Here is a 12,058-nt window from a genome sequence, read left to right as displayed (position 1 = left end):
TTTTGATGGGTAATTGGCAGGAATTGGTAAGTAAGGTACGACAGCTTACCTGATATTAAAACATATGGCCTTTAATTCATCTTTTTTATTATCAAATGTCAAAGTGCTGTATCCGGTATAAATCATCTTTCAAAAATGCGTCGCGGCAATTTTCTGTATCATTTCTTCGGTCAAAGGCTTTTCAAAATAGGCAACTACTCCTTTATAAGTGAAGGCTTTATTTTTATCTTCTAACCGGGAGGAGGAGGTAAGTACAACGATCTTTACATTTTTGCAAACATTCATGGTGTTGAAGCATTCCAGAAAATCAAATCCATCCATGCGGGGCATGCGAATGTCGAGAAAGATAATATCAGGACAGGTGGTTTGTTTGATCATCTCATAAGCTACCAATCCGTCGCTGGCCACTTCAATTTCTTTGGCGATATCCAGATTTTTAATAGCCAGTTCGGCCAGAAAATTGGTAGCCGCGTCGTCATCTACCAATAAAACTTTATTAAACTGGTGCATTGCTTAAATATATTTTAAATGTGGTACCCTGGTTTACTTCGCTTTCGATATAAATTTTTCCCCCATACGATTCAATGATCGAATGAATCATATGCAGCCCGATTCCCATCCCTTCAATATTCGTGTGAAATCGCTGAAACAGCCCGTATAATTTATCTTTATAGCGTTTCATGTCGATACCCATGCCCTTATCTTTTACCTGCAGCACAATAAACCTGTCTTCAATATATGAAGTAATATCAATTACAGGCGGGTGCCCATTCTGTTTATATTTGATGGCATTGGTAAGCAGGTTTTGAAAAATGCTTTTTAAATGAACAGTGGGATAAAGCACGTACCGGCAGGCCGAAAAATCGGCGGTGATAACGGCGCCGGAGGATACGATCATTTCGTATATCCGTAATTTAACTTCTTCCAGCGCCTCGGACAGATCAATTTTTTCCCGTTCAATTTTTAAGGTTTTTCTGAATGCAATGATCTCGTTCAATGCATTGATCGTTTTTTGCATTTGCCGGGCCGAATTGCTGGCCATTTCAAACAAATTTCTGTGCTCGGGTTTGATGGCGTCTTTCTGCTCCATCAGTTTCAGCATGCCATGTAAACTGGTTACAGGCGATTTCATATCGTGCGAGCTGATGTAGGCAAACTCTTCCAATTCTTTGTTCGAGTGCTCCAGCTTTCGCGAATAGTTTTTTAACGCCTGATTTGTTTCTTTAAGAAATGTGTCCATTTTTTCAATTTGCTCAAGCATGGTATTGAAGCTGTTCGACAAAATGCCTATTTCATCATTTCCTTTGTCGCGGGTGCGTAGCGAATAATTACCTGTTTCGGCAACTTCTTTTGATTTTGAAACCAGCATTAACAGCCGGTGAGTGATTGAGCGCTGTAAAAAAAACGATATAATGAGCGAGGTTATAATGCCGGCAAATACAACAATGCCGGCTACTGTAATGTAACCGCTTATAATTTTATTCAACTCGTTTAATTCGGCCCGTAATACAACAGCTCCTAAAAAATCTTTCTCCTGATTAATTTTATAGCTTACCATTAATTTTTTTTCAAAAAAGGAGGTAGTGGCGGGGTTTTTATTTTCAGCAATTAACAGCGAGTCTTTTTCGTGCTGAGGATGTACATACCGGGCAAACATTTTCCCATTTTTATCAAGTATCACTGCTTCAATGATGTCGGGTTCTTTGTTTAATTTGGAAAGAATCTGGGCAGCAGCGTCCTGGTCAAGAAATTCCAATGTAGGTACTGCATTTTGGCCAACTATGCGCGCCAGCGAAAATAATTGTCGTTGCGCTGCATCTTTAAACGTTCTGATGTCATTTACTACAAAAAAAACACAGCAAACGAGCACCACTATAAACGCAGTAGTTGTTTGAATGATGATCAGTTTGTTTTTTATGGTCGACCGGTTAAATACCAACATGGTTATTTTATAATAATGGCCAGTTTTAATAATTGTGAGCTTGCTGTTAATCCTGCCGTATTCAATGCTTTTACGTTTGCTTCAAATTTTAGCTTATTATTTAGAATAACGAAGTTGAAGGCGGTTCCCTGCTCGGCATATCCATCCTGCTCGCTAACGATCAACGTTCCCTTACTGACTATTTTAGCTAAAATAGCGTCGAGCGAAGCGGCAGCGTTTTGTGAAATAAACAAAATATGACAAAAGCTGATGTCGCCCGGTTTGGCAAACTGTTTAAGCGTTATTTTTTTATTGTCGACCGTTTCGGTTTTAACAATATCCGTAAGCGGTTCAATAATAGGGGAGGTGCCTATAATGCCAATAATAAACTCATTGTCGTTTGATCCGCTTTTCCATTCAACATACTTTGTGAAATTGTAAATGAATGCCGCTTTCAGGTTGTATTCGCTTGCTTTGTCTTTTTGCTGCTTCGGACTAAATGAACAAAAAAGCAAAACGCACAGCAGTACGGTTTTATACATATTAATGGTAAACAATTTTAGCTTTTGCCTGAATGTATTGTGATGGTAATTTTTCATTGGTTATTGCTTTCTGATAATGAATGTTTACGCACAGGCTAAGGAACGATCGGGCTTTTCTACCGCTAATGGCATAGGGTCACCATTCGAAATTAGCTCCTCCGAACACCATAAATGATGGTGAATCGGCTTTATAAAACTCCCTTGACTGGTTGTTGAAACAATTTTTACCAGCGACATTTATAGTTATTTTTTTTGTGGCTGTATACGATACCGCTGCATTCAGCATTAGTTTTCCCTTAATATCTTCAACACCCCTTTGGCCATCTTTATAGGTAAGGTTGCTGCTTTGTAACTGTGTGTGGCTGCTATAAAACCAGGGGTTAAGGCTGATGTTTAGTCTGGAACCGATTTTACGGTTTATAAATGCTCCGCCGTAACACGAAGGGGTGGCTGTATGGTTCGTTTTGGTTCCCATACCTGAATAAATATTGTAAAGGGCAGCATTATAGTTATTCGATGGAATAGGTGGCGCAACCGGCGAATTAGCGTAAATGCTGTAATCGTACAACATTGTTTTTTGCACAGTAACAAATGGTTTGAACTGCCAATTACCGGTAACGTAATTTACAGCAAGCGTACCGCCCCATTGTTTTGCATATACGGTTATATTGGTAAAGTCAAGCAGTCCGTAAAAACCAACAGGTTCGGTGTTGCTAAATGTGCCGCTTTCAAAAATGGTGTATGAAAAGTTGCTGGTTTTTGTTGTGAATAGTTCAATATCTATTTTCAGGTTTTCTTTCAACTGATTTCTGTAGCCCAGTTCCAGCATTTGCGAAGTAAGCAGCTGTATGTTTTTGTTTCCTCTTACTTCAAGCAGGTATGTTTGTGAGGCATTCAGGGGGCCGGTAAGGTTCAGGTTCGAAAACAGGTCGATGATCAATGGCGTTCTGTTGGCTTTTGAATGTACTATGCGTACCAGGTTTTTGTCGTTCAGTTTATAAGTAGCGGCCAGCTGGTACGATAAATAGTTTTTATCGGGGTAATTAAAATTATCTATCCGGCCGCCGGCAAAAATTCTGAGCCGTTGATTTAATAATTTGTAATCGGCCCGTATAGATGCAGCCCGGGTTATCGACTCGGCTCTTCCGCTCCAGAATCCTTCTTTTATTGCTGTGTTCACAAATTTGCTGTCGTCGTATACTGCCCGGCGATACATGATGCCGGGTGTAATGCTGAGATTTTTTATTTTGTTGAATTTGTATTCAAGCACGGCATCGAGGGTATTGTAGTTCCATTGCCAGATGGTTGCCCCCAATACCGGGTATTGCGTTCCGCGCTGATACGATAACTGCAGCAGGCAATTATTAATATCGCTTTTAAAATTTACATACTTTGCTTCTGATTTGGCGGTAGTTAAAACGGCGCCATAGGGATCGGCACCAAATGCTTTCTGCACTTCGGAATGCTGTGCACCAAAGGCGGCCGACAGATGTACCTTTTTCCCGGGATTGTAATCAATAAAACCGTTCACTGCATATTTGCGCATAGCCAGGTCGCGGTGTGGGTACCGCTCATTAATATTGGCGGTTCCGCGTGGATTGTTTTTTACCGCGGCTACTGAATCAAGAACGGTATATGTATTGGTAAGATCATCATAGTACGATGACTGGGTTCGGTTTCTGTTTTGAAAGTTGGCCGATATAACAGCACTTATTTTATTATTGAAATTATACCCCAGCGATGTATTGGCCACCAATGAATGATAATTGCCGTAAAATGCATTGGCAACGGCATAAGGGCCATCTTTCTGCGGTTTTCGGGTAATGATGTTAATCAGGCCCGATACGGCATTGGGTCCATACAAAGCGGCAGAGGGACCGCGCACCACTTCAATTTTTTCAACATCATTTATATCTATAGGCAGCGTTTCCCAAAAAGTGCCGCCATGTAAATAATTATATACGGGATAGTTGTCGATCATTACGAGGGTAGTGGAGCTGGTAAAAAAGATCAAACTCGAATTGGGTGGAATATTGTCGAGCCCCCGCAGGTGAATATCATAATTGCCATTGGTTTGTTCGCGAACGATAACACCAGGTATCAATCGCAATGCTTCCATGATAGAAGTACAGCCGGATCGTTTTATCTGCTCTTTTGTTACAACCGACGATGAAAGCGGCGCCTCAAAGGTTGATTCGGGCGCCTTTGTAGCCGAATAAATGGGAATATTCATCAGGCTTTCGATCGACAAATGCAGCAGTGATGAAACAGAATCTTTCTTCTGACTGTATAACTGAATGGCTATAACCTGCAGGCAACAGACAATAACAGCAATTTTTTTCATGTTACGAGATTTCTCTTCGGAGATCATTGAATAATAACCGCTGTAAAACCAGTTAACAACCGGCAACCACCGGTTGCTAACTGGTTCGGGGTATTCGTAAACTTATATACGACATTAATTGAGGTATGTAGTTGCTACCATTTGTATTTTTTCGGGCGTTAATGGTTTTTCGAAATAATCAACAACACATTTATAGGTAAATGCTTTCTTCTTGTCTTCGGGTCGCACCGAACTGGTAAGCATGATGATCTTTACATTTTTCGACAGCGTAAGATTTTTCAGTCCTTCCAGAAAATCAAAGCCATCCATGCCAGGCATTTTAATGTCGAGGAAAATAATATCTGCACAGTTCTTTTGTTTGATCATTTCGAAGGCGCTTAATCCGTTTTCGGCAATTTCAATTTCACGGGCTGCGTGCAGTTGTTCAAGTAGTTCTTTGGATAAATAATTAGCTGCTGCATCGTCATCAACCAATAATATTTTATTGATCGGAATATGCTCTACGGGAGGTTTCATACATTTTGATTTTAAGTTTATAGAACGGTAACGTTTACTGAAAACTTTATCAAAAAGCATCAGGTACGCACGTGCATGTACACGTCGCCCTTTGCCTGTTGAGCGAAAAAATTGCAGCTAATCAGATCCTATGCGAATTGGGTAAGAATAAATATCAGGAGCTTAACCGGAACGGATACGTTATAAGGTTTATCTAAGGTAAACTATTTTTTCGTAAATACATTATTTTGAATGCTTTCCCACCCACTCATTGGTAGCCTGTACCAGCATACTCGTAATATCTTTTTTGCCGGCTTTAAAACTGTGATCGGCGCCTTCGAGCTTTACCAGTTTTGCTTTTTTGAGTGATGCGCAAACCGATTCGATCATGTCCCAGGTGGCCAGCGTATCTTTTGTACCCTGTAAAAATAACATGGGCACTTTTACATCTTTTAAATGTTCGGCACGATCGGTTGATGGTTTACCGGCAGGGTGCAGGGGAAAACCATAAAAAATAATCCCTCTAGCTTTTACTTCGGGATGCGTGCTTAAATATTGTGAAGACATTCGTCCGCCGAATGATTTACCCGCAACGAACAGAGGCAGCGAAGGAAATAAGTCCTGCGCCTTACTGATGGCTGCTTCAATGGTTTGATGTGCAACGGCAGGTGTGTCGGGCCGACCTTTTTTATTTTCGGTAAAAGGAAAATTAAAGCGCAGGGTGGCAATATCGACATCTGCCAGGGCATTTGCCAGCGTTACCATAAAAGAATGGTTCATACCGGCACCCGCGCCATGGGCCAGGGTAATGATGCATTTGGGGGTGTCGGGTGCTATGAATTCGGCCGATACTTTGCCAATGGATTCAGATACCTGCAGTGATAAAGATTTGGAGCTCATGTTAATTAGGTGATAGAAACGTAAAGTTACTTAATAAAATAGTTTCTGAAATAAACAACAATGCCCCCCGAAGAATCGGGAGGCTTATACCCAACACCGGTTAAACTGCAAACACTTTCTTTATTGTTTTACAATTTTAATTTTCTTCATCTTTTCGCTGCCTGTTGACAGGTAATAAATGCCTGCCGGGTAGCCGCTGATATTCCAGGTGATGTTGTTGCTGCCATGCAACAACGATACTTTCTTTCGTTGCAGCACGTGACCCATGTCGTCGAATAAAAGGAATTCGGTGGATTGATTTTTATTACGAGAAACCGTAACTGTGAAATAGTCATGCGCAGGAACCGGATATACCTGCATTTTCTCTGATATATTTTCGTTTGTGTTTACGGGTTTAACGGCCTGTCGTGCTATCGGATTGGTAACCAGTATGGGTTGATCGTTTAAGCTGTCATCGGTTCCGAGCGTGAAGCTGCCACCCAGCTTGTCGATTCCCGTTTTTGTTACTATGTTATTAATAGTATCAATGCTGTCTCTACCCACCCTGAACCATGTGTCGGCAGAATCTTTATATATGGTAAGCATTGATTCATTGTTGCCGGCCAGTTCAGCATTTAAATAATGAAGGCGAAACGTGGCATTATACCCGGCGCCTGTGGCGATCACATTAAATACACGCTTTATGCTTTTTATGCCGTTGGGCAATGTTATTGGTGTATGTCGGCGATAGGCAATAATTAATCTGGGATTAATTGAACTGGTGATCTCAATACCCATATTGGCCGGGTTGAATGCAACGGGTGGCGAACTCAGTAACCGGGCTACCGATATGTACCCGCCATTATTGGAGGTAATGTAAGATGTTTCGCTTTCGCCTATTATATTCCCACTAACGCTTAGGTAGTGCGCATCGAGGAACATGTTGCCTGAATTCATATACACATTGTAAACACTCAGGTTCTGGCTTACCTGCACATTACCTCCCGGTTTATTGATAACCATTTTATAAAATTGAGTAGATGTGCTGCCATTAACAAAACCGGTACTGGCGCCAACGAACGAGGTAGTGCTGTTGCCGGCGGTGAAGGTTCCGTTATTGGTAAAGTCGGCATTGTTCAATACAAGTTGTGGCTCACCATTCATAACCAACCGGGCGCCGTTCGAAATATAAATTCCCTGTGCTGTAATCGCCGAAGGTAACAGCGTAATGCCTGTGTATAGTAGCCAACTCTTTGTTGTATGCATAAGTTTCATTGGTTGTAACTTATTTTGAATGGGTTTGTGATTGTTTTAATTCGTTCAACTGGTTTTGCAGTTCAATAACCTGTTTACTTAACTCCTGCACCGCTTTCACCAGCGGTACTACAAATGATTCATAGCTGAGACCATAGTGTTCCTGTTCTGTTTTGGGTTTGATGATGCCACTGAAGTTGTAATTGGATGCAATGGCTGCTTTTTCAACTTCCTGGGCAATAAAACCGCTGCGGCGCAGCATAACAGCTTCGTTATAGTTGGCCAATTGTGCATCCCTGTTAGTGGTTGCAAATGCATTTTGTGCATCAAAACGTTTTACATCGAACTGGTAAGTAACCGGGCGGAGTTGGTTAATAAACGAAAGCCCTTTTACATCTTCCAGTACATTGAATTTAAAGCGACCATCGGATGGGGTAGTGAACGGCACCTGTCCTTCAATGACCGTAACGAGTGCGTTGCCAATGCGAACTTTGTTAGATGCATTAGCATAGGCAGCATAACCTATTGCAGTAGCATTGGTAATACTATCACTAACGTTTGCCAGAGAGCCAATCGCTGTATTATTCGATCCTTTTTTGTTTCCCCATAATGTTTGACATCCTAAGCCTGTGTTCATAGATCCTGTGGCGTTATTGTTTAAAGCACCCGCTCCTACGGCTGTATTATCGTTTCCTGAAGTATTGGATACCATTGAATTTGCACCGCAGGCAGTATTGTTGTTTCCGGATGAATTAAAATTAAGGGCAGATGAGCCATTGGCAACGTTAAAGCTGCCTGTACCGCTATGATAAAGCGCTGCCATTCCGGTGGCCGTATTGTTTGACCCTGTTGTATTATCTCCCAGCGAAAGATGACCGATGGCTGTATTGGCGCCACCTGTTGTGTTGTTACTCATGGAATAACTACCCACGGCCACATTTAGAGTTCCGGTTGTGTTGTTAGACAGGGAAAAATGACCTATCGCTGTAATGAGATGTCCGGTAGTATTGGAATAACCGGCCGCATATCCCCACATAGTATTAGCATTTTCATACTCGATACGGCCCGTTTGAGTGGCGCCCACTTTAAAAATAAGCGGCTTATTTTCTATAATACCAATGAAGTTGGTGCTGTCGATTCCGCTGTTGCCATTTAACGACCAGGCGTTTGAAGAGGTTGCCAGGTTTTGCCAGGCAGAACCGGTATGGTACCAGAACGAATTGGTAGTAGTGTCGTATACCAGTAATCCTTTTGAAACACTCATCGACTGCCGTACTGAAGAACTAATGCGAGGAATGAGTATCCCTTTATTGCCCGATTTAATGTCGAGTATGGCGCTGTTGTCGGGCAATGAGCCATCGTTATTGATGGCTACGTTTTGAGAAAACGCCGATTGTATACAAAATACTAATGTCAATGCCAATGCACATGCGTGAATTTTTTTCATAAGTGATTTTTAAATTATTGGTATTAGGGAATTGATAATTTTTATTTGGCATGCAGGAACAACTGCTTTAATGCATCGAGTTGTTGTTGCAGTTTTTCGTTTTGCTCTTTCTGTGAATTGCTTTGCTCTATCAGTTTTTTCCTGAGATCGTTATTTTCTGCCTGTAACTCCTGCACCGCTTTTACCAGCGGCACCACAAACGATTCGTAGCTGAGGCCATAATGTTCCTGGGCTGTTTTGGGTTTGATGATGCCACTGAAGTTGTATCCGCATGCAATGGCTGCTTTTTCAACTTCCTGGGCAATAAAACCGCTGCGGCGCATGTCAATGGCTTCGTTATAAGAGGTCCATTGTAAGTCGTTGTTAACTGAAGTGCCTGCCTGTTGCGCATCGAACCGTTTTACATCGAACTGGTAGGTAACGGGGCGCAGTTGGGTAATGAATTCAAGTCCTTTTACATCTTCCTGTACATTAAACTTAAAACGTCCGTCGGAGGGAGTGGTGAACGGTACCTGTCCTTCAATAACGTTAATAGCGCTGTTGCCTATGCGAACTTTGTTCGAGGCAGTAATTCTGGCTCCATATCCTATAGCGGTGGCATTTACAATGTTTTCTGAATTGGGACCCGCGTTTGCTCCGATTGCAGTATTGAAATGTCCGTACATGTTGTCGCGCAGTGAGTTCGATCCAATAGCCGTATTATAAGTTCCGGAGATGTTAAGATACATTGAAGAATCCCCAAGGGCTGCATTGTAACTTCCGGCAAAGCCTGAGTACATTGACGCATGCCCGATGGCCGTGTTATGGCTGCCCGACTCGCTGTTGGCGGATAATGAAAAACTACCCATTGCCGTATTATACCTTCCTCCTGTATCCCGTGCCAGGCACTCATACCCGCAGGCTGTATTATAATTTCCGTTTATGTGCCATTCCAGCGACTGTGCTCCATTGGCTACGTTACCGCCACCTGTTTCATTATAGCGGAGGGCTTCTTTTCCGGTAGCTGTATTAGCCGATCCGGTTTTATTAAACAACAAGGAATAATACCCGGTAGCCGTATTGCCCCATCCGGTTGTATTGGTCCCAAGGGACCAGGTACCCATGGCGGTATTGTATATGCCGGTTCTAGCTGCTGAATAACCCAATGAAGTAATCGAAGAATCGAGGCCAATGATGCCCGAAAGCACGTTGTTTACTTTTATACTTAATGGCTGCCGGTCGGTAGTGCCAATAAAATTGCTGCTGTTGGTGCTGCTGTTACCGGTAAGTGACCAGGCGCCGGAACCTGCTGTAAGGTTTTGCCAGGCGGTTCCGGTATTAAACCAAAATGAGTTGGTGGTGGTATCGTATACCAGCAAACCTTTTGCAGCAACGATTGATTCCCTTACGGAAGAACCCATGCGCGGAATGAGTATTCCTTTGTTAGCTGATTTAACGTCGAGTATAGCGCTGCTGTCGGGCAATGATCCATCGGTATTGATGGCTACGCTTTGGGCAATAACGGGTGTCATATGCTGTGCCAGCGCCAATGCCAGCAGGCATGCGAAATGTTTTTTCATAAGTAAGAATTCAATTTTTATTGTTTGTGGTTAAAATGATTGAACGTTTCTTATTCGTTTGGAAGTAATACGTTGGGTGCATCGCCTGCAAACCGGTGATCATTCAGTAAACATTTGTGTCAGAACCTGCTTTGGGTATACAGCAATAAACTGCGGTTAAAAGTGTTGCGCAATAGTAGTAAAAAAGCTATACAATTCAGTGCTGTAGGCTGTTTTGGGCAGTTGCGTGTGTTGATGAATGTGCGTTATTGAAGCGCATACTAATTTGCGCCGGTACACAGGCTATAAAGTAAAAAGCAGGTCACATCAGTAAAGCTTAAACTAAATAGTAATCTTTTTATATAGGAAAAACGACCGCTAAATAAATGTTTCAAAACAAAAGGCCCCCGACTGGTCGGGAACCCCTTTTTTCATAGCTACATAAAAATCCGGAGAGTCGTAGGGATATTATTATTGTTTTATGATCTTTACCTTATTCATTTTTACCACATCCGAAACAAGAAAATAAATGCCTGGCGGGTAACTGCTGATGTCCCATGATATGCTATTGCTACCGGCCAGCAGAAACACTTTTTTGCTTTGCAGTAAATGACCCACTTCGTCGTACAAAAAGCAATTACTTTTTATTTTTCGCTCGCTGTATATCGTTAATATGCAATAATTATGAGCAGGAACCGGGAAAACCTGCATTTTGTCTGATGCTTCGCTGTAAGCTTGTATGGGTGATTCCGCTTTTCGGGCCACCGGATTGGTAACCAGTATGGGTTGATCTACTGTAAGGCTGTCGCTTCCGAGGGTGAAGCGGGTCAGTCGGTCGATCCCCGATTTTACTACTACGTTATTTATTGTATCCAAACTGTCGCGGCCGGCCAACAGATACTCACTGGTAAGGTCGGAACCTTTATAAATTGTAAGGTTCTGTTCATTGGCGCTGGCCAGTTCTGCATCAAAATAATGAATGCGGAGCGTAGCATTTAAATCGTAGTTTTTAGTGGCAAGAATACTAAAATTGCGTTGTATGCTTTGCTCTCCGTTCGGCAATGTTAGCCGTTCATGACTTCTTACAACAGTGAGTGTGCCGGGGTTAACAGCAGTAATGATGTCGATACCAATATTACCGGGATTCAATGCTACCGGCGTAAACTTTGATGTTCTCACTGCCTGCACATATCCGCCGTTATTCGAAGTAACATGCGATTGTTCACTTTCGCCGGTTATAAAAGATGACCCGCCCAGGTTCAAACTATATGTATTTAAAAGCAGGTTGCCGCCGCTCATACGAATTGAATTGGTAATAAAAACATTTTGCTGCATTTGCACATTGCCGTATTGCCGGTTAATAACCATGCGGTAAAAAGTCGGGGCATTGCTGCCGCCAATGAACCCGGCATGGGTTATATCGTTTCCTGTTAACCAAACGGTGCTGTTGCCCGCTGTAAATTTTCCGTTATTGGTAATCCCGGCATTGTTTAACACCATGTGTACACTTCCATTCATGACTACACTGGCGCCGGAGGCTGTGTACACGCCCTGCGCCGGCAAACGGGACGGCAGCAGGGCGGTAAATAAGGTTATAAAAATAATTGGTGAGTATATTATTGCATGCATTGATAAATG

The 12,058-nt window shown here is 42.3% G+C and carries 10 protein-coding genes; all 10 read right to left on the bottom strand.

The features are described from left to right. Positions 1–129 precede the first annotated feature (129 nt). Positions 130–510: a response regulator gene (locus AC59IL_RS20705; RefSeq protein ID WP_496554101.1), complete on the bottom strand. Its 381-nt coding sequence runs from the start codon at positions 508–510 to the stop codon at positions 130–132. Then, positions 497–1,942 (bottom strand): sensor histidine kinase, encoded by a 1,446-nt coding sequence (locus AC59IL_RS20700; RefSeq protein WP_496554100.1) that lies wholly within the window; start codon positions 1,940–1,942, stop codon positions 497–499. Before AC59IL_RS20700 ends, AC59IL_RS20705 begins: the two co-directional genes overlap by 14 nt. 2 nt (positions 1,943–1,944) lie before the next feature. Then, positions 1,945–2,520 carry a YfiR family protein gene (locus AC59IL_RS20695; RefSeq protein ID WP_496554099.1) on the bottom strand — a complete coding sequence of 192 codons (576 nt, stop codon included), beginning with the start codon at positions 2,518–2,520 and terminating at the stop codon, positions 1,945–1,947. A gap of 79 nt (positions 2,521–2,599) precedes the next feature. Next, positions 2,600–4,807, bottom strand: coding sequence for a TonB-dependent receptor plug domain-containing protein (locus tag AC59IL_RS20690; protein WP_496554098.1), 2,208 nt, complete (start codon positions 4,805–4,807; stop codon positions 2,600–2,602). A gap of 114 nt (positions 4,808–4,921) precedes the next feature. After that, a complete protein-coding gene (locus AC59IL_RS20685; RefSeq protein WP_496554097.1) occupies positions 4,922–5,323 on the bottom strand; it encodes a response regulator in 402 nt (133 codons plus the stop codon). Between the two features lie 222 nt (positions 5,324–5,545). Then, positions 5,546–6,202 carry an alpha/beta hydrolase family protein gene (locus AC59IL_RS20680; RefSeq protein WP_496554096.1) on the bottom strand — a complete coding sequence of 219 codons (657 nt, stop codon included), beginning with the start codon at positions 6,200–6,202 and terminating at the stop codon, positions 5,546–5,548. Between the two features lie 120 nt (positions 6,203–6,322). After that, positions 6,323–7,447 carry a T9SS type A sorting domain-containing protein gene (locus AC59IL_RS20675; RefSeq protein ID WP_496554095.1) on the bottom strand — a complete coding sequence of 375 codons (1,125 nt, stop codon included), beginning with the start codon at positions 7,445–7,447 and terminating at the stop codon, positions 6,323–6,325. 19 nt (positions 7,448–7,466) lie between these two features. Continuing rightward, positions 7,467–8,882: a phage tail-like protein gene (locus AC59IL_RS20670; protein ID WP_496554094.1), complete on the bottom strand. Its 1,416-nt coding sequence runs from the start codon at positions 8,880–8,882 to the stop codon at positions 7,467–7,469. 41 nt (positions 8,883–8,923) lie between these two features. Further along, positions 8,924–10,441 (bottom strand): phage tail-like protein, encoded by a 1,518-nt coding sequence (locus tag AC59IL_RS20665; protein WP_496554093.1) that lies wholly within the window; start codon positions 10,439–10,441, stop codon positions 8,924–8,926. Between the two features lie 450 nt (positions 10,442–10,891). Beyond that, positions 10,892–12,049, bottom strand: a complete 1,158-nt coding sequence (locus tag AC59IL_RS20660; RefSeq protein ID WP_496554092.1) for a T9SS type A sorting domain-containing protein — start codon at positions 12,047–12,049, stop codon at positions 10,892–10,894. Positions 12,050–12,058: the final 9 nt, after the last annotated feature.

This window comes from Niastella sp. sgz303648 (genome assembly GCF_059587045.1).
Note: the sequence above shows the minus strand (reverse complement) of the source record. Positions and strands in the feature narration are given on the sequence as shown.

Coding starts and splice junctions, on each gene's coding strand:
- AC59IL_RS20705 (WP_496554101.1), bottom strand. CDS start 510: ATGCACCAGTTTAATAAAGTTTTATTGGTAGATGACGACGCGGCTACC.
- AC59IL_RS20680 (WP_496554096.1), bottom strand. CDS start 6,202: ATGAGCTCCAAATCTTTATCACTGCAGGTATCTGAATCCATTGGCAAA.
- AC59IL_RS20660 (WP_496554092.1), bottom strand. CDS start 12,049: ATGCATGCAATAATATACTCACCAATTATTTTTATAACCTTATTTACC.
- AC59IL_RS20675 (WP_496554095.1), bottom strand. CDS start 7,447: ATGCATACAACAAAGAGTTGGCTACTATACACAGGCATTACGCTGTTA.
- AC59IL_RS20685 (WP_496554097.1), bottom strand. CDS start 5,323: ATGAAACCTCCCGTAGAGCATATTCCGATCAATAAAATATTATTGGTT.
- AC59IL_RS20695 (WP_496554099.1), bottom strand. CDS start 2,520: ATGAAAAATTACCATCACAATACATTCAGGCAAAAGCTAAAATTGTTT.
- AC59IL_RS20665 (WP_496554093.1), bottom strand. CDS start 10,441: ATGAAAAAACATTTCGCATGCCTGCTGGCATTGGCGCTGGCACAGCAT.
- AC59IL_RS20670 (WP_496554094.1), bottom strand. CDS start 8,882: ATGAAAAAAATTCACGCATGTGCATTGGCATTGACATTAGTATTTTGT.
- AC59IL_RS20690 (WP_496554098.1), bottom strand. CDS start 4,807: ATGAAAAAAATTGCTGTTATTGTCTGTTGCCTGCAGGTTATAGCCATT.
- AC59IL_RS20700 (WP_496554100.1), bottom strand. CDS start 1,942: ATGTTGGTATTTAACCGGTCGACCATAAAAAACAAACTGATCATCATT.